At 62.0% G+C, this 21,411-nt stretch carries 16 protein-coding genes and 1 pseudogene; 11 read left to right on the top strand and 6 right to left on the bottom strand.

From position 1 onward, the window contains the following. Entirely contained in the window at nucleotides 1-936 is a 936-nt protein-coding gene (locus tag PPGU16_RS10530) for an endo alpha-1,4 polygalactosaminidase (RefSeq protein WP_180719940.1), read from the top strand. A 40-nt stretch (nucleotides 937-976) separates the two neighbouring features. Here the strand turns inward: PPGU16_RS10530 and PPGU16_RS10525 are convergent, their stop codons facing one another. Next, the gene (locus PPGU16_RS10525) at nucleotides 977-1,600 is read right to left on the bottom strand and encodes a LysE/ArgO family amino acid transporter (RefSeq protein ID WP_180719939.1); all 624 of its coding nucleotides are present in this window, start codon (nucleotides 1,598-1,600) and stop codon (nucleotides 977-979) included. A gap of 96 nt (nucleotides 1,601-1,696) precedes the next feature. On the opposite strand from PPGU16_RS10525, the gene PPGU16_RS10520 reads away from it, so the two are divergent. Next, a complete protein-coding gene (locus PPGU16_RS10520; protein WP_180719938.1) occupies nucleotides 1,697-2,590 on the top strand; it encodes a LysR family transcriptional regulator ArgP in 894 nt (297 codons plus the stop codon). Between the two features lie 38 nt (nucleotides 2,591-2,628). On the opposite strand, the gene PPGU16_RS10515 is transcribed toward PPGU16_RS10520, so the two are convergent. Next, nucleotides 2,629-3,981, bottom strand: coding sequence for an NAD(P)/FAD-dependent oxidoreductase (locus PPGU16_RS10515; protein WP_180719937.1), 1,353 nt, complete (start codon nucleotides 3,979-3,981; stop codon nucleotides 2,629-2,631). A gap of 129 nt (nucleotides 3,982-4,110) precedes the next feature. Here PPGU16_RS10515 and PPGU16_RS10510 point away from each other — a divergent pair, with 129 nt between their 5' ends. From PPGU16_RS10510 to PPGU16_RS10500, 3 genes are all read left to right on the top strand, one after another. After that, nucleotides 4,111-5,064 (top strand): LysR family transcriptional regulator, encoded by a 954-nt coding sequence (locus PPGU16_RS10510; RefSeq protein ID WP_180719936.1) that lies wholly within the window; start codon nucleotides 4,111-4,113, stop codon nucleotides 5,062-5,064. A gap of 259 nt (nucleotides 5,065-5,323) precedes the next feature. Further along, nucleotides 5,324-6,922, top strand: a complete 1,599-nt coding sequence (locus PPGU16_RS10505) for a purine-cytosine permease family protein (protein WP_180719935.1) — start codon at nucleotides 5,324-5,326, stop codon at nucleotides 6,920-6,922. Between the two features lie 61 nt (nucleotides 6,923-6,983). Beyond that, entirely contained in the window at nucleotides 6,984-8,375 is a 1,392-nt protein-coding gene (locus PPGU16_RS10500; RefSeq protein ID WP_180719934.1) for an NAD(P)/FAD-dependent oxidoreductase, read from the top strand. A gap of 791 nt (nucleotides 8,376-9,166) precedes the next feature. On the opposite strand, the gene PPGU16_RS10495 is transcribed toward PPGU16_RS10500, so the two are convergent. Further along, nucleotides 9,167-9,538: a cupin domain-containing protein gene (locus PPGU16_RS10495; protein WP_180719933.1), complete on the bottom strand. Its 372-nt coding sequence runs from the start codon at nucleotides 9,536-9,538 to the stop codon at nucleotides 9,167-9,169. 150 nt (nucleotides 9,539-9,688) lie between these two features. Here PPGU16_RS10495 and PPGU16_RS10490 point away from each other — a divergent pair, with 150 nt between their 5' ends. Continuing rightward, a complete protein-coding gene (locus tag PPGU16_RS10490) occupies nucleotides 9,689-11,116 on the top strand; it encodes an aldehyde dehydrogenase family protein (protein WP_180719932.1) in 1,428 nt (475 codons plus the stop codon). Between the two features lie 13 nt (nucleotides 11,117-11,129). Here the strand turns inward: PPGU16_RS10490 and PPGU16_RS10485 are convergent, their stop codons facing one another. Beyond that, complete coding sequence (locus PPGU16_RS10485) at nucleotides 11,130-12,080, bottom strand: LysR substrate-binding domain-containing protein (protein ID WP_180722601.1); 951 nt, start codon at nucleotides 12,078-12,080, stop codon at nucleotides 11,130-11,132. Nucleotides 12,081-12,206: 126 nt separating this feature from the next. On the opposite strand from PPGU16_RS10485, the gene PPGU16_RS10480 reads away from it, so the two are divergent. Together PPGU16_RS10480 and PPGU16_RS10475 are read left to right on the top strand one after the other, a co-directional pair. Then, nucleotides 12,207-13,379 carry a M20 aminoacylase family protein gene (locus PPGU16_RS10480; protein ID WP_180719931.1) on the top strand — a complete coding sequence of 391 codons (1,173 nt, stop codon included), beginning with the start codon at nucleotides 12,207-12,209 and terminating at the stop codon, nucleotides 13,377-13,379. 18 nt (nucleotides 13,380-13,397) lie between these two features. Then, complete coding sequence (locus tag PPGU16_RS10475; protein ID WP_180719930.1) at nucleotides 13,398-14,747, top strand: MFS transporter; 1,350 nt, start codon at nucleotides 13,398-13,400, stop codon at nucleotides 14,745-14,747. A 781-nt stretch (nucleotides 14,748-15,528) separates the two neighbouring features. Here PPGU16_RS10475 and PPGU16_RS10470 read toward each other — a convergent pair. Both PPGU16_RS10470 and PPGU16_RS10465 read right to left on the bottom strand, forming a co-directional pair. Further along, entirely contained in the window at nucleotides 15,529-16,800 is a 1,272-nt protein-coding gene (locus tag PPGU16_RS10470) for an MFS transporter (RefSeq protein WP_180719929.1), read from the bottom strand. Then, the gene (locus PPGU16_RS10465) at nucleotides 16,797-17,837 is read right to left on the bottom strand and encodes a PRC-barrel domain containing protein (protein WP_180719928.1); all 1,041 of its coding nucleotides are present in this window, start codon (nucleotides 17,835-17,837) and stop codon (nucleotides 16,797-16,799) included. The genes PPGU16_RS10470 and PPGU16_RS10465 overlap by 4 nt, the downstream gene beginning before the upstream one ends. Before the next feature lie 677 nt (nucleotides 17,838-18,514). Between PPGU16_RS10465 and PPGU16_RS10460 the strand changes: the two are divergent. The 3 genes and pseudogenes from PPGU16_RS10460 to PPGU16_RS10450 form a co-directional block, all read left to right on the top strand. After that, a pseudogene (locus tag PPGU16_RS10460) lies at nucleotides 18,515-19,831 on the top strand (NCS2 family permease); the annotation flags it as partial. A gap of 696 nt (nucleotides 19,832-20,527) precedes the next feature. Next, the gene (locus PPGU16_RS10455; RefSeq protein WP_345961136.1) at nucleotides 20,528-21,034 is read left to right on the top strand and encodes an ArsR/SmtB family transcription factor; all 507 of its coding nucleotides are present in this window, start codon (nucleotides 20,528-20,530) and stop codon (nucleotides 21,032-21,034) included. Then, the gene (locus PPGU16_RS10450; RefSeq protein WP_180719926.1) at nucleotides 20,941-21,369 is read left to right on the top strand and encodes an SRPBCC family protein; all 429 of its coding nucleotides are present in this window, start codon (nucleotides 20,941-20,943) and stop codon (nucleotides 21,367-21,369) included. Before PPGU16_RS10455 ends, PPGU16_RS10450 begins: the two co-directional genes overlap by 94 nt. The last annotated feature ends 42 nt before the right edge of the window (nucleotides 21,370-21,411 follow it).

Here is a 21,411-nt window from a genome sequence, read left to right as displayed (position 1 = left end):
ATGACAGCCAGTTCGCTCGCCCGTCTCGGCGTTTCGTGGATCGTCGTCGCTTGCGCGGCGGTGGTGATCCTGTTGCTGTCGGTTGCGTGGGTGCGGCCCGCGCTGGCCGCCTGCAAGCGGGCTTCGTCGACGGGAATCGGGGCGGTGGCGTTCTTCTACGGCGCGAACGTGCAGGCCGAGCGCTTCGAACCGTTCGATACCGTGGTGATCGAACCCGACAGCGGTTTCGATCCGCGCGCGCATATGGCGCATTGCCCGAACTGGTACGCCTATGTGAGCGTCGGCGAAGTGACGAAAGAGCGCGCGTACTACGCGAAGATGCCGAAGACGTGGTTTGCGGGCAGCAATGCGGCGTGGGCGTCGACGGTCGTCGATCAGAGCGCTTCGGGATGGCCCGCGTTTTTCGTCGACCAGATCATCAAACCCCTGTGGGAACGCGGCTATCGCGGCTTTTTTCTCGACACGCTGGATTCATATCAGCTCGTCGCGAAGACGGACGCCGAACGGATGCAGCAGCAGGCGGGTATTGGCGCGGTGCTGCGCGAATTGAAGGTGCGCTATCCGCAAGCGCGGTTGATACTGAACCGGGGTTTTGAAATTCTGCCGCAGGTGCACGATCAGGTTGCGGCCGTTGCGTTCGAATCGTTGTTCGGCCGGTGGGACCAGGCAAATCAGCGCTACGACGAAGTGCCCGGCAACGACCGCGAATGGCTGCTCGGCAAGGCGCGCGAGATACACGAGCGCTACAGCCTGCCCGTCATTTCAATCGACTATTGCCCGCCGGAAGACGAAGCATGCCGCCGTGACATCGTGCAGAAGATCAGTGCGCTCGGCATCGTGCCGTATGTGGCGGACGGCGGGTTGCAGACCATCGGCATGAGCCATTCGATCATCAAAGACGCCGAACCGCTGACGAAGGTTTCGCTCAGGCGCTGATCAGCGGACCCGCGTGTCCGCGTATCCGTGTATCAACGATTCAGCGCAACTGCGTGACGGCCAGCAGCAACACCATGCTGCCGATCGCACCATCCAGCACGCGCCAGGCCGTAGCGCGCTTGAACAGCGGCGCGAGCGCACGCGCACCATAGCCCAGTGCAACGAACCAGATCGCGCTGACGGCCATCGCGCCGACCGCGAACGCGGCACGCGAGCCTTGCGCTTCCCGTGCCCCCGCCGTGCCGATCAACAGAAACGTATCCAGATACACGTGAGGATTGAGCCACGTGAACGCGAGCGTCATCAGCACGATGGGCAACGCGCGTTGCGCGGGCGGCGCGGTGTCGGTTTTCGCGTCGGTATCGAGGGTGGCATGGCCGGGCCGCACCGCGCGCACCAGTGCGCTGATGCCGAACCACGCGAGATAGGCGAGGCCCACATATAGCAGCGAATGGATGAAGGTCGGGTAACGCTCGACGAGCACCGACGCGCCACCCACGCCCGCGCCAATCAGCAGGAAGTCCGACAGCGTGCACAGCAGCACGATCTTGCCGATATGCGAGCGCATGATGCCTTGACGGAGCACGAACGCGTTTTGCGCGCCGATAGTGACGATCAACGAGGCGCACAACGCGGCGCCATGCGAAAAAGCCAGCCAGTTCATAGGGTTTGCAGGAAAGAAGGAATCGGATGGCGTGAGTGTGCCGTCGTCGTTAGAATAAGAGAAGCTAATTTCCGTAACGCCGCTTAAGGAACGCTAATGCTCGACTATGCTTTGCTGGATGCGCTTGCGGCCGTCGTGCGCCACGGCTCGTTCGACCGCGCGGCCACCGCGCTGAACGTGACGCCTTCCGCGGTGTCGCAACGGGTGAAACTGCTGGAGGAGCGCGTCGGCAGCGTGCTCGTCAAACGCGGGCAGCCGTGTACAGCGACGCGTTCGGGGGCACTGTTGTGTCGCCACACGGAGCGCGTGCAATTGCTGGAAGCGGAACTCAATGGCCGCATGCCCGAACTGCCCGGTGCGCTGCTCGAACCGTGGCCGACCCTGCGCGTCGCGGTGAACGACGACAGCGTAGGCACATGGTTCATCGACGCGGTCGCGGATTTTTGCGCGGAGCGCGGCATGTTGCTCGATCTGGTGATCGACGATCAGGACCATACCGCCCAGCGGATTCGCGACGGCAGCGTGCAAGGGGCGGTGACGACGCAATCGGAGCCGGTGCAGGGCTGCCGCTCGACGCGTCTGGGGCGTATGCGTTATCGCGCCGTCTGCACGCCGGCGTTTTACGAGCGCTATTTCAGTGAAGGCGTCAGTCGCGACACGCTGCGCGGCGCGCCATGCGTCGACTTCAATCCGAAGGATCAGTTGCAAAAGCGCTTCGTGCACAAGATCACGCGTGGCGAAATCGATGCGCCGACGCACTGGATTCCACACGTATCCGGTTTCTTGCGCGCGTGCGGGACGGGGATGGGTTGGGGAATGTGCCCGGAGCGGATGATCGCCGCGCAACTCGAAAGCGGCGAACTGATCGACATGGCGCCGGGCAAGCATCTCGACGTCGATCTGTATTGGCAGAGCTGGCGGTTGTCGATCGGCTGGCTCGACGACTTTGGGGCCGCGTTGCGCAAGCGGTCCGCCGAGTTTCTCGACTGACCGCCTGCCTTTCTGTGCATGACTGGGTGATGCGCGTCTCAATGCAGCCGGATCACGGGATGCACGCGGCGCCGCAGCCAATGGCTCGCCGTATCGAGCGCCATGCGTGCGAAGCCGGTGACCGTCATCACGTGCCGGCGATAAATCAGCCGGTACACGACGGTGGCGAGCCAGCCGTCGACGAACATCGGCCGCTCGCGCAGGCCGCTCAGGCTGCCGATCGTCCCCACATCGCCGAAGCCGACCAGCGTGCCCGCATCGCGATACGTGAACTCGGGCAGCGCTTCGCCGCCGACGCGGCACTTCAGCGCGCGCGCCAGAAACATCGCCTGCTGATGCGCGACCTGTGCGCGCGGCGCGAGAAAGCCGTCCGCATGCGAAGGGCAGGCCGCGCAATCGCCGAGCGCGAAGACGTTCGTGTCGTTCGTGGCCTGCAGCGTGCGCGTCACGAGCACTTGCGCGTTGCGGTTCACGTCGATGCCGTCGAGCACGCGCAACACGGGCGGTCCGGCGATGCCCGCCGTCCAGATCGCGATATCGCTCGGCAGGTGCTGGCCGTCGTGCGTGAGCACGGCATCCGCGCGCACTTCCGTCACACGCGTAGTCGTCAGCACTTCGACGCCGAGCCCGCCGAGTATCCGCTGCGCCCGCGCTGAAATACGTTGCGACAGCGCGGGCAACACACGCTCCGTGCCTTCGATCAACCGAATACGAAAGTCGCGTTCCGGGTCGAGTGCGAACAGGCTGTAGCGATGCATCAAACGGATGCTGTCGCGCAACGCCGCGGCAAGCTCGACGCCCGTTGCGCCCGCGCCGACGATATTGATCGATACCGGCTGCACCTGCTGCGCGCCGCTCACGCGCCGCACATGGTTAGCACGCGTGCAGGCATCGAGCAGCTTGCGGCGGAACGATTCCGCATGCGTGACCGATTCCAGCGGCAGCGCGTGTTGCTCCGCGCCCTTCACGCCGAAGTAGTTGGTCACGCTGCCGAGCGCGAGCACGAGCGTATCGAACGCGATATGACGCGCGGGCAGCACTTCGCGGCCATTGTCGTCGCGCGTTGCGCTGATCGTGATGTGACGCTGCGCGCGATCGAGCGATTGCAGCGCACCCTGTTCGAACTCGAAGCCGTGACGCCGCGCCTGTACCGCGAATTGCAACTGATGCGTGGCGGGGTCGATCTGGCCGGACGCGGCCTCGTGCAGCAACGGCTTCCAGAAGTGCGTCGGCGAGCGGTCGACGAGCACGACTTGCGCGTGCCCGCTCTTGCCCAGCGATTCGCCAAGACGCGTTGCGAGTCCCAGTCCACCGACGCCGCCGCCAACGACGACGATTCGGTGCGGCGCAGTTCGTGTGCTACTTGCGGTGTGTCGATCGATCGAGGCCATGATGCGTACTCTCCTGAAACGTTTTTCAATGCGGATTGATGCGTGAACATCATCAGTGAGGTCGAGTATAGAATTGGGCGAAACCGCAGCACAATTTAATGTTTGTACCGAACATATAGGTTTTTACTTATGTTAAAGGCAGCGACGTTTCGTCAATTGAAGACGCTTCATACGGTGGCGAAGCTCGGCAGCGTGTCGGGCGCGGCGGAGGAATTGCGGTTGACGCAGCCCGCCGTGTCGTTGCAGATCCGCCTGCTGGAAGATGCGGCGGGCGCGCCGCTTTTGCAGCGCGTGGGTCGTGGCGTACAACTGACAGCGGCGGGGGAAATCCTCGCGCGCTATGCGCTCGAGATTCTCGACCTGTGGAACGGTGCCGCCGACGACCTCGCCGCATTGCACGGCGAGCAGGGCGGCACGCTGCGCATCGGCGCGATCACGACGGCCGAGTATCTGATCCCGCCTTATCTGGTGCGCTTCACGGAAGCGCGTCCGCAAGTGAAGGTGCAATTCAAGGTGGGCAATCGCGCGGACATCATCCGCATGCTGGCGACGCATGAAATCGATCTCGCCGTGATGGGCAGCCCGCCGCGTGAATTGCGCACGGTCGCCACCGCGTTCGCGAAGCATCCGATGGCGTTCGTCGCGTCACCTTCGCATGCGCTGATGAAAAAGAAGCGTCTCACGCTCGGCGATCTGGAATCGGCGAACCTGTTCGTGCGCGAGCGCGGCTCGGGCACGCGTTCGACGGTCGAAAACCTGTTCAGGCAGGCGGGCCACAAGATCCACATCGGCTCCGAACTGTCGAGCAACGAGGCGATCAAGCAACTGGTGGAAGCGGGGCTCGGCATTTCGTTTCTGTCGCTGCACGCGTGCTCGCTGGAATTTCAGGCGGGGCTGCTCGCGCTGCTGCCGCTGCCCGATAACCCGATCGAGCGCGACTGGTACGTGATGCATGTGTCGGACAAGCGTCTGCCGCACGTCGCGAGTCTGTTTCGCGACTTCCTGATCGAAGAGGGCGCGAAAGGCAGCGTACCGATTCCGATGCCGGCCGTTGCGGCCGCAAGGAAGCGCCGCCGCACCTGAAATCTGCCGATTCTTTTCGACGTTTTACGCCTCGCACGCCGCTTTCGAGACTTTCAGCAACCCGGCTATCAGCCTGCAAAGCCTTGGTGGGCAAGGTTTTCCGCTTACATCGACTGATATCGAAGTAAAGGTTGCGCCGACGATATTTTTGCCCGAATTGTTTCTCTTTACAGTGGCGGCCAGACATTTGTTAAAAAGCGGACGCCGCCAGCCAGTAGCGAGCCGTGTGATTTCCCTGGCCGTCAGAGGAGTCGGAGACATGAGCAGCCCCACCGAGAGCAACAACACCAGTATCACGACCGTCGAGACCTTCGGTTTCGAACGCATTCCCGACGCGTCCCGCTATGCGCGGCCAATCGATCTGTTCCGCCTGCTGTTCGGCGGGTGCAATACGTTTTCCACTTCCGTGCTCGGCAGCTTTCCTGTGCTGCTCGGTCTGTCGTTCTGGGCGGGCGTCGCGTCGATCGTGATCGGCGTGCTGGTCGGCTCGTGCATTCTTGCGCCGATGAGTCTGTTCGGCATGCGCAACGGCACGAACGATCCCGTTTCGTCTGGCGCGCACTTCGGTATTCATGGGCGGATCGTCGGTTCGTTTCTCGCACTGCTGACGTCCGTCGCGTTCTTTTCGCTCGCGGTATGGAGTTCAGGCGACGCGCTCGTTGGCGGCGCGAATCATCTGCTCGGCTTGCCTGTGAACGGCTTCACGCTGAGCGCCGCGTACGGCATCTTCGCGGTGCTCGTGCTGACGGTGTGTATCTACGGCTTTCGCTTCATGCTGTGGGTCAACAAGATTGCCGTATGGACGGCGAGCCTGTTGTTCGTCGCGGGTATCTTCGCGTTTGCCGGACCGTTCGACAGCCACTACGCGGGCAAGTTTGCGATGGGCGCGGTGGGTTTCTGGCCGGCGTTCGTGAGTGCGGTGCTCGTCGCGCTGAGCAATCCCGTTTCGTTTGCTTCGACGATGGGCGACTGGGCGCGCTACATTCCGCAGAACACGCCGAAGCATCGCACGATGCTCGCCGTGATCATTGCGCAGATCGCGACCTTCGTGCCGTTCTTCTTCGGTCTCGCGACGGCGACGATCATCGCGCAGAAGGCGCCCGACTTCATTGCGTCGAACAACTATGTCGGCGGACTGCTGGCGATCTCGCCGAACTGGTTCTTTCTGCCGGTGTGTCTGATTGCGATCATCGGCGGCATGTCGACGGGCACGACAGCGCTGTACGGTACGGGCCTCGACATGTCGAGCATGTTCCCGAAGCTGCTCAACCGTGTACGTGCGACGTTCCTGATCGGCTGTGCTGCGATCGGCTTCATCTTTCTCGGGCGTTTCGTGTTCAACCTCGTGGAAAGCGTGTCGACGTTCTCGGTGCTGATCAATACATGCAGCTGCCCGTGGATGGTGATCATGATCATCGGCTACGTGACGCGTCGCGGCTTCTATCTGTCCGACGACCTGCAGGTGTTCAATCGCGGCGGACGCGGCGGCCACTACTGGTTCACACACGGCTGGAACTGGCGCGCGATGGGCGCGTGGGTGCCGAGCGCGCTGACGGGCCTGTGCTTCGTCAATCTGCCGGATCAGTTCGTCGGCCCGCTCGGTGAACTCGCAGGCGGCCTCGACATCAGCTTGCCGGTCGCGCTGACGATGGCTTGCACGTTGTACGTGGCGCTGCTGCAATGTTTCCCTGAGCCGGACGGCGTGTATGGTCCGCAAGGCCGACGATGGCTGCGCGGCAGCCACAAGGCCACGCATGCGCACATCAAGGTGGTCGAGCCGCGCACGGCGGAAGGCATGCGAGGCAACAGGATGACGGCGCCGCGCGAAGAAGTATTCGACACGCAGGACGCCGCGTAATAAAAGAGAGCATGCCGCTAGTGGCATCATTATCAAAGATTGGAATTGAGCAGGTGAGAAGATGAGCGAGTCGGTCAAACGCGCATTCGAAGGTGTCAAGCTGTTTCCGTTCTGGCTGGACAATCCGGCGGCGCCTGCCGTCGAACGCGAACTGATCGGGCCGACCACGGCCGATCTCGTGATCGTCGGCGGCGGCTTTACGGGCTTGTGGGCAGCCATTCAGGCGAAGGAAAACGATCCTCGTCTGGACGTGGTGCTGATCGAAGCAGGCAAGGTTGCCTATGGTGCATCGGGCCGTCCGGGCGGGATTATTTCGACGTCCGTGATGCATGGTCTGCCGAATGCGACGCGTGTGTTCCCGAAAGATCTCGATGTACTGGAGCGTCTGGGGCAGGAGAATCTCGACGGCTTCAAGGAATCGCTGGTGCGCTATGGCATCGAAGCGGACGTCGAATGGAACGGCGAAATGACGGTGGCCGTCGACGAAAAGCATCTGGACCATTTGCAGAACGACTTCGAACTGCATGTGTCGCATGGGCATGACGTGGTATTGCTCGATAGCGAGAAGGCTCGTGAGCAACTGGATTCGCCGTTGTTTGCAGGTGCGATGTGGTCGCGTAATCGCAGCGGGACGATTCATCCGGCGAAGCTTGCCTGGGGGCTCAAGGCAGCTGCCTTGAAACTCGGCGTGCGGTTATACGAGCATTCGCCGCTGACGCGTCTGGAAGACGCGGGCAAGAAGATGATCGTGCATACGCAGGCGGGACGGATCGATACACCGCGTGTGTTGCTCGGCACGGGTACTGCGAATGTCGGTGTGTCGGATATCAACCGGCGTGTGATGCAGGTGCGCGATCACATCATCGCGACGAGTCCGCTGACGGAAGAGCAGATGTCGCGGATTGGCTGGAAGAACCGGCAGGGTGTGTATGACACCCGGACGCAGCTCAATTACTTCCGTCTCACGAAGGACAATCGGATCATTTTTGGCGGGCGTGTCAGTTATCACTTTGGTGGGGAGAACAATCCCGCTCAGGATCGCGATGAGCGGACTTACTACAAGCTCGCAGAGGCTTTTTATCGGACGTTCCCGCAGCTGGATGATGTGAAGTTCACGCATGCGTGGGGTGGGCCGATTGATTACTGTTCTCGCGGTGCCGTGTTTGCGCGTAAGTACCACGGTGGGAAGACGGTGTTCGTTGCCGGGTACACCGGGTTTGGCGTTGCCGGGAGTCGCTTCGGTGCGAGGATGGGGCTCGAGATGCTCTGGAATCGCGATACGTTGATCACTTCGCTCGATATCTCGCGGAAAGGGCCTTCTTATATTCCGCCTGAACCTGTGCGGTGGATCGCTGCGAAGATTACTTTTAATGCCTTTGATGGGGCGGATGATCGGGGTGGATGGAGGCGGTGGTGGATTAATTCCATTAAGGCGCTTGGGTTTCCGATGTAGGTTTTTTTTGTCTGCGACGCTGGGGTGGTTTGCTTTTGTTTTGCGCTGGCATCCGCGTGATGTTATTGGTTCGCAAGCGTTGCCCCTGTGCGGGGCGGCACCTACTTTTCTTTGCCGCCGCAAAGAAAAGTAGGCAAAAGAAAGCGGCTCACACCGCCAGCCCATGTTCTTATCCACGGGCCCCCAACGTCCCCGCGCTTCACACGGCAGTGCCCTCGCCGATGCTCGTTGCCAGCGCTTCGAACAATCGCATCACCCGCTTCAGGCACCCGTACAACGGTGCGCGGCAGCGAATGGTATGTGCCGCCCAGGTGGCAAACTCTGTGTAGGTTGTCGCGTCGTGTAAGTAAGCGCTCTTACAGGTGGGACGCGTGTGCTATCGGTCCGAAGTGAGGCGTGTGGAGCACGCGGGCCGACACACAGTTTGCCACCTGGGCGGCCACGGACTATCTGGCGCGGCATGCTGTAAAGCGGGAGCGTGAAGCGGGTGAGGCGCACTGCAAGCGCGCTGGCAACGAACGTGGGTCACGTGGCTGCCGTGTGAAGCGTAAGAACCTTTGGGGGCCCTCAGGCAAACACAAGGATTGGCGGTGTTAGCCGCTTTCTTTTGCCTACTTTTCTTTGCGGCGGCAAAGAAAAGTAGGTGCCGCCCCGCACAGGGGCGACGCCTGAAGCACCAGTAACAAAACGCGGATGCCCTCAAAAACGCAATCCGCGGACCCCATCGCAAAAGGCGAAAAAAAAACCGCGCACAAACCGCGCGGCCGGCTCAGGCCAGAACCTTAAAACCTTCACCCACAATACACAACACTGTACTTCTTAGTAGCAACAGGCATATGCCACGTACCCGAGAAGCCCTTGTGCAAAATGAACGCATCACCGGCCTTATAGTGATCCGAACGCCCATCATCGCTGGTGATCACGACTTCACCTTCGATGAGCACGCACACTTCATGAATCGGCAGATCAGACAACTTGAGCGTACCGGCATCGCACTGCCACACCCCAGCCGTGAGCACATTGTCAGCATCAGAAAAAGCCGTCGCCGCATGCGGCGCTTTAGCGCCATCGAGAATCACATCAGCAGGATCATGCAAAGCCGGCTGCAGGCCAGTAGCGCCAGGGCCCTTCACATCGATACGGGTAAAGGTAATGTTGCTCATGTCAAAGTCTCCAGAATGAATCGCAATTCAAAGCGGGTTGATTGGGAAACGCGAGTCTGAGCCAAACACGCTCGCCAATGAATTTCGATTTGAAGACATGTAGTTCGAGAACAGTCGATGTAACGCATCGGACCAATGAGAGGAAACATCATGCAGCAAGCCACGCAGTTCTATATCGACGGCAAATGGATCGACCCGATCGAGCCCAAAACGCTCGACGTCATCGACCCGTCCACGGCTAAACCGTTCGCAACGATTTCGCTCGGCAGTGCAGGCGACGTCGATCGCGCGGTCGCAGCCGCGAAAGCCGCGTTCGCTTCGTATTCGGAAACCACGGTGCAAGAACGCATCGACCTGCTGCAGGCGATCCTCGAGGTCTATCGCAAGCGCTACGACGACATGGTCGACGCGATCAGCCGCGAAATGGGTGCGCCGAAGCAGTTCGCACACGACGCGCAGGCGTGGACGGGCACCGCGCATCTCGAAACGATGATCCGCACGCTGCAGCACTTCGAGTTCGAGCAGATGAAAGGCAGCATGCTGATCCGCAAGGAAGCCGTCGGCGTATGCGGTCTAATCACACCGTGGAACTGGCCCGCGTTGCAGATCACGACGAAGGTCGCACCGGCGCTCGCAGCAGGCTGCACGATGGTACTCAAGCCGTCGGAACTCGCACCGATGAGCGCGATGCTCTACGCGGAAATCCTGCACGAAGCAGGCGTGCCCGCGGGCGTGTTCAATCTCGTCAACGGCGAAGGGCAGGTGGTGGGCGATGCCATGTCGCGCCACAAGGACATCGACATGATGTCGTTCACAGGCTCGACGCGCGCAGGCGTGCAAGTCGCGAAGGCCGCCGCCGATACCGTCAAGCGCGTCCATCAGGAACTGGGCGGCAAGTCCGCCAACCTGATTCTCGAAGACGCAGATCTGCGCGACGCCGTCACGCGTGGCGCGCGGGCATGTTTCGACAATAGCGGCCAGTCGTGTGACGCGCCCACCCGCATGTTCGTGCCGCGCGCGCGGATGGACGAAGCGTTGACCTATGCGAAGGAAGTGGCGGACGCGCTCGTCGTCGGTGCGGCGGATGCGCCGTCGAGCGATATGGGGCCTGTCATCAGCCAGCAGCAGTTCGACAAGATCCAGTCGATGATCGAAGCCGGCGTGCGTGAAGGCGCGGTGCTTGCAGCGGGCGGACCGGGACGCCCGGCAGGTCTCGGCGACGGCTACTACGTGCGCCCGACCGTGTTCGGTCACGTGAAGCACGACATGACGATCGCACGCGAAGAAATCTTCGGACCCGTGCTGTCGATTCTCGGCTACGACACGGAAGACGAAGCCGTCGCGATGGCCAACGACAGCATCTACGGTCTCGCGGGCTATATTCAGTCGGCGTCGCTCGAACGCGCTCGCGCCGTCGCGAAGCGGCTGCGCACAGGCACGATCTATCTGAACTACGCGGAGTACTCGCCCGAAGCGCCGTTTGGCGGCTATCGTCAGTCGGGGAATGGGCGCGAGTACGGCGAGTTCGGACTCGAAGACTTCCTGGAGATCAAGGGCGTCGTCGGGTACGGAAAATAGCCACAAATAAGCCTTAAAAAAGCAGTTCGATCGAATGAAACAGACGGCGGCGGTCCGCATCCTGCGACCGCGCGCCTTCATCGATCACGTCGCGCAGGCATTCGATAAAACACGCACCCGCGGGACTGACAGGCACGCCGCGCCGCGATGTGATGCTGACGATCGTCTCATCGACCACTTCTCGCAACGGCAACGCGCGAAGATTCTCCTTCGCGATGCTCACCTCGACGAGCGGCCACGGAAAGATGCTCAGGAAATCCGTCTGTTGAAGCAGGCCCAGCACGATGGCAAATGAATGCGCGAGATGGATCGTGTGCGGCACCCTCATGCCGCGCTTGCGGAACAGATTGTCGGCCATCGACTCCCGGCTCGCCGGGTCCCAGTTCAACACCCATTCGGCGTCTTGCAGTTCGTGCAGCGTGCGGCATTCGCCCAGCGGATGCCCACGTCGCGCGACGACGGCCGAATGCGTCGAAAAAAGCGGCACGTTGTGAAACTCCGATTGCGGCGACGCAGGCGGCGGCCGCCCGATCGAAAAGTCGAGGCTGCCGTCGCGCAGACGCGGCTGCACGACAGCCAATAATCCTTCGAAGAATTCCAGCTGCACGTCGGGCATTTTCTGCTTGAAGCGGTTGACCGTCTCCGGCAGAAACGTCAAGGCGAGCCACGGCGTCACACCGACCGAGAGTTTCCCCGCCGAAGCACCGCGCATTGCTTCGAGTTCGGCCTCGGCGCGCGCGAGCTGACCGAGCACGAGCCGCGCATGGACGACGAGCGCACGTCCGTATTCGGTGAACGCGACGCCCGATGTGCCGCGTATCACCAGTGGCGCGCGCAGGTCCGCTTCGAGTTCGCGCACGGACTTGGTGACGGCCGCGGGCGACAGCCCCAGTTGCCGCGCCGCGGCGCGGATGCTGCCCGTCTCCGCGATGGCGGCGAGGGTGCTGAGTTGATGCAGTTTCATGTCGGGCGGATGAAAGGTGGCATCGTGGGTGACAACCATTGGTTGCCACCGTAACCGTTTCCCGCCTGCCCGTCAAAAAAACGGGCGGCTATGCTGGGTTCACAGACACTCGATGGAGACAGCAGCGTGAACACCATGGTCATCCCCGCCGGCATCGCCGATCTCGAAGCAGAAATGATTGCGCTGCGCCGCCGCATTCACGCGCATCCCGAGCTTGCGTACGAAGAACACGTGACAGGCGATCTGGTCGCCGAAAAGCTCGCCGAGTGGGGCTATACGGTGACACGCGGGCTGGGCAGAACGGGTGTCGTCGGGCAACTGAAAGTGGGCAGCGGTACGCGCAAGCTCGGCCTGCGCGCGGACATGGACGCGCTGCCCATCCACGAGCAGACGGGCCTGCCGTACGCGAGCAAGCTGCCTGGCAAGATGCACGCGTGCGGCCACGACGGCCACACGGCGATGCTGCTCGCCGCCGCGAAGCATCTTGCGCAGGAACGTTCGTTCGACGGCACGCTGAACCTGATTTTCCAGCCCGCCGAAGAGGGTCTTGCCGGCGCGAAGAAGATGATCGAAGACGGGCTGTTCGAGCGCTTCTCGTGCGACGCCGTGTTCGCGATGCACAACATGCCGGGTCATCCGACGGGCAAGTTCGGCTTTCTGCCGGGTTCGTTCATGGCGTCGTCGGATACCGTCATCATCAAGGTGACGGGGCGCGGCGGCCACGGCGCGGTGCCGCACAAGGCCGTCGATCCCGTTGTCGTGTGCGCGCAGATCGTGCTGGCGTTGCAGACCATCGTGTCGCGCAACGTCGCGCCGCTCGATATGGCGATCATCACGGTCGGCGCGATTCACGCGGGCGAAGCGTCCAACGTGATTCCTGAAACGGCCGAGATGCGCCTCTCCGTGCGCGCACTGAAGCCCGAGGTCCGCGACTATCTGGAGACGCGCATTCTGGAAGTCGTGCACGGACAGGCGTCGGTGTACAACGCGCGCGCCGAGGTCGACTATCAGCGCCGCTATCCCGTGCTCGTCAATGATGCCGAGATGACGGCCTTCGCGACGCAGGTCGCGCGCGACTGGGTCGGCGACGCTGGCCTGATCGCGAACATGCAACCGCTGACGGGCAGTGAGGACTTCGCGTTCATGCTCGAAAAATGCGCGGGCGCGTATCTGATCATCGGCAACGGGGACGGCGAGGGCGGCTGCATGGTGCACAACCCGGGCTACGACTTCAACGACGATTGCCTCGCGACGGGCGCTGCTTATTGGGTGCGACTCGCGCAATCATTTCTCGTCTGACGCATCCGGGAGACGGATATGACTTACTCAGCCGCATCGGCCTCTACACCGAACGACGACGCATCGACGAGCGACGCGCAACCGCAGCGCGTGAGCCATGCGAAAGCGATCGCCGCGATCACGCTCGGCAACGGCCTCGAATTCTTCGACTTCACGATTTACAGCTTCTTCGCGACGATCATCGGCAAGCTGTACTTTCCCGTCGAAGGACAGCTTGCGCAACTGATGCTCGCGGTCGGCACGTTCGGCGTCGGGTTCATCATGCGGCCGGTGGGCGGCGTGGTACTTGGCGCGTATGCGGACCGCGCGGGCCGCAAGGCGGCGATGAGCCTGACGCTGTGGCTGATGACGCTCGGCTCGGCGATCATCGCGTTCGCGCCGACGTATGCATCGATTGGCCTTGCTGCGCCTGTGCTCGTGATCGTTGCGCGGCTGGTTCAGGGCTTTGCGCTGGGCGGAGAGATTGGTGCGTCGACGTCGCTCCTGATGGAGTACGGCAGCGACCGTACGCGCGGTTTTTATGGCAGCTGGCAGTTCGTGAGCCAGGGTTTGAACACGGTGGTCGGCTCGCTGCTTGGCGTCGCGTTGGCCGCGCTGCTGTCGACGCATGCGCTCGAAAGCTGGGGCTGGCGGGTACCGTTTGTGATCGGCATGGCGATGGGGCCGATTGGCGTGTATATCCGGCGGCATCTCGATGAGACGTTGCCGATGCCCGTGTCTTCCGGCGATGCGCCTGCTGTCGACGCTGCGACGATTGCAAAGCCGGTGCGGGAGATCTTCCGCACGCATAGGGGGTCCATTGCAGCGGGCGTCGTGACGACGATTGGCGGCACGGCGGCGAACTATATCGTGCTGTTTTATCTGTCGACTTACGCGATCAAGATCCTGCATCTGCCGATGTCGCTGGCGTTGTGGGCTTCGTGGACGGCTGCTTTCGTTACGGTGATCTGCTCGCCGTTTGCCGGGTCGTTGTCGGATCGGTATGGGCGCAAGCGGGTGCTCGGGGTGTCGCGTGTGCTGTTGATCGCGGCTGTGTATCCGGCGTTTATGGTGATCAATGCCGTGCCGACTGTGCCGGTGCTGCTTTTGGTTGTTGCTGTGCTGGGTGTGCTCGTTGCGTTTACGGCTGTGCCTAATATCGTCATGTTGCCCGAGATGTTTCCGCGCGAGATTCGCGCTACTGGGATGTCGATTGTTTATTGTCTCGGTGTGTCGATTTTTGGTGGTTTCGCGCAGTTCTTCGCTACGTGGCTTATTCAGTTGTCGGGGAATACGCTTGCGCCGGCCTGGTATCTGATTGGATGTGGTTTGGTTTCTTTACTGGCGTTGCCGTTTGTTCGTGAGACTGCTGGGCGGGCAATAGATTGATCGTGTTTTTGGTCATGCGACGTTGGTGTTGGTTTGCTGGTTTTTTTGCTGGCATCCGCGGTTTGTTATTGGTGCTTCAGGCGTCGCCCCTGTGCGGGGCGGCACCTACTTTTCTTTGCCGCCGCAAAGAAAAGTAGGCAAAAGAAAGCGGCTCACACCGCCAGTTCTGGTTATTGCCTGAGGGCCCCCAAAGGGCCTTACGCTTCACACGGCAACCACGTGACCCACATTCGTTGCCAGCGCTCTTGCAGTGCGCCTCACCCGCTTCACGCTCCCTCGCTACAGCACGCCGTGCCAGACATTCCACGGCCGCCCAGGTGGCAAACTGTGTGTAGGCCACAGTACCTCACACGCCTCACTCCAGACCGATAGCGCACGCGTTCCACGCTGTAAGAGCGCCACGCCATAAGACGCGACAACCTACACACCGTTTGCCACCTGGGCGGCGCAGACCATTCGTTGCCGCCGGCCTTGATGCGGGTATTCGAAGCGGGTGAGGCGTTCATTCGAAGCGTTGGCAACGAGCACCAACGAGGGCACTGAGGTGTGAAGGGTGGGGACGTTGGGAGCCCGTGGATAGGCACACGTGCTGGCGGTGTTAGCCGCTTTCTTTTGCCTACTTTTCTTTGCGGCGGCAAAGAAAAGTAGGTGCCGCCCCGCACAGGGGCGACGCGTGAAGCACGAAAGCAAAACGCGGATGCCAGCGCGAGAGCAAACACCACGGATGCCAGCGCAAAACACCAGCAAACCAACACCAGCGTCGCACAGACAAAAAACCGCTTCATTTAGCCCGCTTCAAGGGCCCATTCTCCGCGGGTGCAGGGCCCCCCTGCAAATCCCCATTCGCATCACGCGTCTCAGGCATAGCCGCCCACACGAGCAACACAGCAAGCGCCCCCGCACCAGCGAGCCCAAAGAAACTAACAGCGTTACCAAAGCGATCAGCAATAAACCCAGCAACGGCAGTAGAAAGCGTCGCCCCAATGCCAGCCGCAAGGCCAAAAAGCCCAATCGTGAGGTTATACCGCCCCTTGCCGCCGGCAACATCGGCAGCGATCAGCGGCAACATGACACCGAACACCGCGGCGCTAATGCCATCCAGCATCTGCACAGGCACGAGCAGGTAAGGGCTGCTAACGCCAGCAAACAGCAAAGCCCGCACCGGCAGCGCAGAGAACCCTAGCAACAAGATCGGCCGCCGCCCCCAACGCTCGGCAGTGCGCCCAACCCAAGGCGACAACATCGCCACGATCGCCTGCGGCACGATGATGCACGCAGCAATCACCAGCTGCACGTTATCGCCCATGCCCGCCGTCACTTCACCCGCCGCGAGATTGAGCATCGCCGCATTCGACAGATGGAACAGCACCACGCAGGCGGCAAAGATCAACATCCGCTTGTCGCGCAGCAACTCGAAGATCGATTCCTTTTCGTCGGCGTCGTCGTGTTCCTTCTTCACAGGTTGATGCGCCGGCACAGGATGATGCTGCGGCATCGTGATCATCGACAGCGCAAACAGCGCAGGCGCCGCGAGCACGGCAGTCAGCCAGAACACCGCGCGCGCCGAGAAGTATTCGCCGAACAGACCCATCAGGCCCGCAGCGACAGCGCTGCCAATCGATGCCCAGCGCGCATTGCGCCCAAGCCGGTCGCCCAGATCGTGCCGGCCGACGAGCGCGAACGAGATGGCCGCCATCGCCGGCACGAGCATGCAGCTCGCAAAACCGTGAAAGACCTCGGCGGCCATCACAGGCAGCACGGTCGGACTCGCCGCAAGCAGCACGGCGCTGAGAATGATCGCGATGATCGCCCAGGCAGCAGCGGCTTTCTTGTTGCGCAGCGCATCGACGGCCGCGCCGCCGGGCACCTGGCTCACCATCGCGCTGATCGTGCCGACCGAAAGCGCGAGTCCGATCTCGCCCTGCGTCCACTTGTGCGACGCGAGGTACGAAGCGATGAACGGCCCGAATCCCGTCTGCACGTTGGCGACGAAGAAGTTGAGCCAGTCGAGGGCGCGGAGACTGCGTGCGTTGACCATGAGACGGCTCGTCATCGTGAAGTGCGTGCGGTTGAGGCCGCCGCGGCGGACGATGAAGGGCCAGCCGTTGTAGCGGGCGCAGGAGCGGACGCGGGAACGGGAGATGGAGGAGGGGCGGGCGAGACCGCCCGGATCGGTTTATCTGCCTCGTAAGTGGGCGACGCCTTGATCTGCGCGTCATTGAGATCCATCAACGGACGCAGCGTCTTGTCCTTCGCGATGAAGCGCAGCGCCGACCAGTTCGCGGCAATCGCGCGGCGATCGGGACTGATGATGCCGCTCACGTCGAGCACGACGGCCTGCGGCTGCGCGTTCACATCGATCAGCACGTCGATCACGCGGCCCACCTTGCCGCCGTTCGGACGCTCGACGTCCGCATCCATCAGTTCCATTTGCCCCGGCGGCACCGCAGGCGCGGCCGTCACGGCCGCCAGCGGCGTCGCGAGCGAAGCCGACGGCTTCGGCCGGTTGGTCGCAGCCAGCTGGTTCGGTGGGGTCGTGATCGTGATGGGCGCGCCTTTCGCGTTCGGCGTGAAGCGGAACGCAGTCCACGGAAAGCCGACCTTGCGGTCGCCAATGCCGAGAAAGCCCTGCAGGTTGACGATCATCTGGCGCGGCGTGCCGCTCCCGTCAGCCGTCATGTCGATGGCGCGGCCGAGCACCTTGCCGTCCAGCTTCTGCACTTCGCTGTCGAGCAGGCCATGCGTCGTGTTGCGATCGAGCGTGCGGGTCACGATGATCGGCGCGGGAGCGGGCGGCGGAGGCGGCGGCGCGGGCGCGACGACGGGCGGCGGCGGCTCCGGCTTGTGCGGGCGCACGACGGGCGGGCGCGGCTTCTTCGGTTCCTTGGGTTCGGGCGCCTCGGCCTGGTCCGGCTCGGAGGCAGGTTCGAGGGCGGGAACGACGAGCGGCGTCACCGTGGCTTCGGTGATGGGCGCAGGCGGCTGCTCGGTGGGTCCGAACAGGCTGCAGCCCGACATCATGGCGGCAAAGGCCGCAAAAACGGCCAACAGCAAAAGACGGAAGGCTGGACGTAGGAAACCGCCAATCATCAAGTGGGACTCCGTGGCCAGGGCGGCGGGCCGATGCAGGTGTGCAGGTGCTGTCGCAAGAGACGATCCAGCGATTCATGCAGGCATCGAAAGCCTCGCCGGCAATGCGTTAAAGGCATGGTTTGCCGAGAGTTTAACCCGTGACGTCGATAGGCCCTTGTTTTGTCTGCGTTGGACTGGCCTCGCAGCAGGCTTCAAAGCCCTTTCAACAGGGCTTCGCGCCCCGCGTCAGGCGGGCTGCAACCGTAGGTGTTAACACCCGGGTACCCGGCCCGCATTGCCGTGTGTCAGGCGATATACGCGTTGCGACATGCGCGGCATGTTTTTATTGCGATGGGAGATATATTGGGATTCGCCTAACCTTCGCTTCAGCATAAAAAGAACGGCGTGAAGTGGGTCGTGGACTGGTGAAAACGGAACGCGACGTCAATCGATCGTCCAACGACGGATTACCTGCCGTAACGAGGACGATGCGCACCTGCGCGCCATGCGGAAAGCGCAACACGCACTACATCTACTACTCAACGAGACGAACCTGATGACGGCGAGCCCGCGACGGCAGCCGTTTCGGCATGCTGATAAAGGAGGCACTCATCATGATGGAACCCCAGGCCCAGAGCATCGCGGAAGCCGGGAGCGAGCCGTTCGACGACTCTCGCGACCAGCCGGCGGCGTTCATTGACCGCTATTTCGACATCACCGCGCGCGGCAGCACGGGACGCCAGGAAATCGTCGCCGGCATCACGACGTTTCTGGCGATGGTCTATTCCGTGTTCGTCGTGCCGGGCATGTTCGGCAAGGCGGGCTTCGACACCAGCGCGGTGTTCGTCGCCGTGTGCCTGACGACGGCATTCGGCTCGCTGCTGATGGGCATCTGGGCGCGCCTGCCCATTGCGATCGGCTGCGCGATTTCGCTGACGGCGTTCACTGCGTTCGGCCTCGTGCTCGGCAAGGGCTTGCAGCCGAATGTCGCGCTCGGCGCGGTGTTCCTGATGGGCCTCGTATTCACCGGGATCTCGGTGACGGGCGTGCGCTCGTGGATTCTGCGCAATCTGCCTGCGGGCGTCGCGCATGGGACGGGCATCGGTATTGGTCTCTTTCTGCTGCTGATCGCCGCGAACGATGTCGGCCTCGTCGTGAAGAATCCTGGGCCGGGGCTGCCTGTTTCGCTGGGGCATATCACGTCGTTGCCCGTGCTGATGTCGGTGGGCGGGCTCGCCGCGATCTTCGGTCTGGTGCGCCGCCGCGTGCCGGGTTCGATCCTGATCGTGATCGTCGCGATCTCGGCGCTGGCGTTGCTGCTCGATCCTGCTGTGGCGTTTCATGGTGTGTTTGCGCTGCCTTCGCTGAGCGCGCCGGGTCATGCGTCGCTGATCGGGGCGATGGATATCAAGGGTGCGTTGTCGCTTGCTGTGCTGCCTAGCGTGCTTGCGCTGGTGATGACGGCGGTGTTCGATGCGACGGGGACGATCCGCGCTGTCGCCGGACAGGCCGGGCAACTCGACGAGAATGGCCGCATCATCAACGGTGGCCGCGCGTTGACGGCTGATTCGCTTAGCTCGATCTTCTCGGGGTTTATGGGCGGTGCGCCGGCTGCTGCCTATATCGAATCGACGGTTGGGGTTGCTGCGGGCGCGAAGACGGGACTGGCTGCTGCTGTCGTGGGTCTGCTGTTTCTCGTCGTGATGTTCTTTTCGCCGCTTGCCGCGCTTGTGCCTTCTTATGCGACTGCGCCTGCCTTGATGTATGTCGGGCTGCTGATGCTCTCCAGCGTGAGCAAGCTGCATATGGACGATATGGTCGATTCGATGTCGGGGCTCGTGTGTGCCGTTTTTATCGTGCTCACGGCTAATATCGTGACGGGCATCATGCTTGGGTTTTGTACGCTGGTGATTGGGCGTGTCGTTAGCGGGGAATGGCGCAAGCTGAATGTTGGGACCGTTGCGATTGCTGTTGTGCTTGCTGTGTTTTATCTTGGTGGATGGGCGATCTGACGTTTTCTGTTGTCTTGCGATGCGGGGTGGTTTGCTGGTTTTTTTTGCTGGCATCCGCGTTGTGTCTCTGGTTTGCTAGCGTTGCCCCTGTGCGGGGCGGCACCTACTTTTCTTTGCCGCCGCAAAGAAAAGTAGGCAAAAGAAAGCGGCTAACACCGCCAACGTTTCTTCCTGCCTGAGGGACCCCAACCGGTCCCTTACTTCACGCGGCAACTTCTCGATTCAATTTCGTTGCCAGCGCTCTTGCAGTGCGCCTCACCCGCTTCATGTGCCCACATCGCGGCACGCACTACCAGGTATTCCACCGCCGCCCAGGTGGCAAACGGTGTGTCGGCCGAAGTACCTCACGTGCCTCACTCCGGACCGATAGCGCACGCGTTCCAGGCTATAAGAGCGCCACGCTATACGACGCGACAACCTACACACAGTTTGCCACCTGAGCGGCACATACCATTCGCTGCCGCTGGCCCAACTACTGGAATTCGAAGCGGGTGAGGCGCTCATTTAGAGCGTTGGCAATGCACGCAAACAAAGGTGTTGCCGTGTGAAGGATGGGGACGTTGGGAGCCCGTGGATAGGCACACGTGCTGGCGGTGTTAGCCGCTTTCTTTTGCCTACTTTTCTTTGCGGCGGCAAAGAAAAGTAGGTGCCGCCCCGCACAGGGGCGACGCTTGAAGCACCAATAACAAAACGCGGATGCCAGCAAAAAGCCAAACCGCGGATGCCAGCGAACGCCCAAACGACCAACCCCTTGACACACCGCCCCCGTGTCCTACACTTAACCTCATGGTTAAGTTACAAGACCTTGATCGCACTTTCGCTGCGCTAGCGGACCCGACCCGCCGCGCGCTGCTTGCGCGCCTGTTGGAGAGGGGAGACGTATCAGTCTCCGAACTCGCAGAACCATTTGCGATGTCCCTTCCAGCTGTGATGAAACACCTCGACGTGCTGGCCGACGCGGGCCTCATCACGCGCACCAAAACGGGCCGCACAGTCGCGTGCCGGCTGTCCGCCGCGCCGATGGAGCAGGCCATGTCATGGCTACAACGCTATCAGCAGTTCTGGTCCGAAGCACTCGATCAACTGGCCACCTATGTGGAGGAGCCGTCATGTCCGCCCGCCCCAGTCTCACGCTCCAGCGACACATCAAGGCGCCCCCGGAAAAAGTCTTCAACGCGTGGACCGACCCGCAGCAGATCGTGAAGTGGCTGCATCCCGGCGGCTGTGACGTAGTTCTCTCGGAGATGGAGTTGAAGGTGGGCGGCCGTTTCCATATGGTCATGCGCGCGCCCGACGGTGAAGAGCACGACGTGAGCGGCGTGTTCCGCGAAGTCGCGATCAACGAAAAGCTCGTCTATAGCTGGGCATTTCGCTCGACGCCCGAACGTGAGTCAGTCGTCACGTTTTCGCTGAAAGCCGATGGCGAAGGCACGTGGCTCACGCTCACGCATGAACAGTTCTTCGACGAAGCCGCGCGCGACGCGCATCGCGGCGGATGGACGGAAGCACTCGACGGACTCGAACGCTATTTCTCGTGAAGGTTGCGACCGCTTGCGAAAGCGCGATCCAGCCGCCCAACT

This window comes from Paraburkholderia largidicola, from assembly GCF_013426895.1.
Classification (GTDB): Bacteria; Pseudomonadota; Gammaproteobacteria; order Burkholderiales; family Burkholderiaceae; genus Paraburkholderia; species Paraburkholderia largidicola.
Note: the sequence above shows the minus strand (reverse complement) of the source record. Positions and strands in the feature narration are given on the sequence as shown.

Coding starts and splice junctions, on each gene's coding strand:
- PPGU16_RS10505 (WP_180719935.1), top strand. CDS start 5,324: ATGAGCAGCCCCACCGAGAGCAACAACACCAGTATCACGACCGTCGAG.
- PPGU16_RS10475 (WP_180719930.1), top strand. CDS start 13,398: ATGACTTACTCAGCCGCATCGGCCTCTACACCGAACGACGACGCATCG.
- PPGU16_RS10455 (WP_345961136.1), top strand. CDS start 20,528: ATGCCAGCAAAAAGCCAAACCGCGGATGCCAGCGAACGCCCAAACGAC.
- PPGU16_RS10530 (WP_180719940.1), top strand. CDS start 1: ATGACAGCCAGTTCGCTCGCCCGTCTCGGCGTTTCGTGGATCGTCGTC.
- PPGU16_RS10500 (WP_180719934.1), top strand. CDS start 6,984: ATGAGCGAGTCGGTCAAACGCGCATTCGAAGGTGTCAAGCTGTTTCCG.
- PPGU16_RS10520 (WP_180719938.1), top strand. CDS start 1,697: ATGCTCGACTATGCTTTGCTGGATGCGCTTGCGGCCGTCGTGCGCCAC.
- PPGU16_RS10510 (WP_180719936.1), top strand. CDS start 4,111: ATGTTAAAGGCAGCGACGTTTCGTCAATTGAAGACGCTTCATACGGTG.
- PPGU16_RS10525 (WP_180719939.1), bottom strand. CDS start 1,600: ATGAACTGGCTGGCTTTTTCGCATGGCGCCGCGTTGTGCGCCTCGTTG.
- PPGU16_RS10495 (WP_180719933.1), bottom strand. CDS start 9,538: ATGAGCAACATTACCTTTACCCGTATCGATGTGAAGGGCCCTGGCGCT.
- PPGU16_RS10470 (WP_180719929.1), bottom strand. CDS start 16,800: ATGACGAGCCGTCTCATGGTCAACGCACGCAGTCTCCGCGCCCTCGAC.
- PPGU16_RS10465 (WP_180719928.1), bottom strand. CDS start 17,837: ATGATTGGCGGTTTCCTACGTCCAGCCTTCCGTCTTTTGCTGTTGGCC.
- PPGU16_RS10450 (WP_180719926.1), top strand. CDS start 20,941: ATGTCCGCCCGCCCCAGTCTCACGCTCCAGCGACACATCAAGGCGCCC.
- PPGU16_RS10485 (WP_180722601.1), bottom strand. CDS start 12,080: ATGAAACTGCATCAACTCAGCACCCTCGCCGCCATCGCGGAGACGGGC.
- PPGU16_RS10515 (WP_180719937.1), bottom strand. CDS start 3,981: ATGGCCTCGATCGATCGACACACCGCAAGTAGCACACGAACTGCGCCG.
- PPGU16_RS10490 (WP_180719932.1), top strand. CDS start 9,689: ATGCAGCAAGCCACGCAGTTCTATATCGACGGCAAATGGATCGACCCG.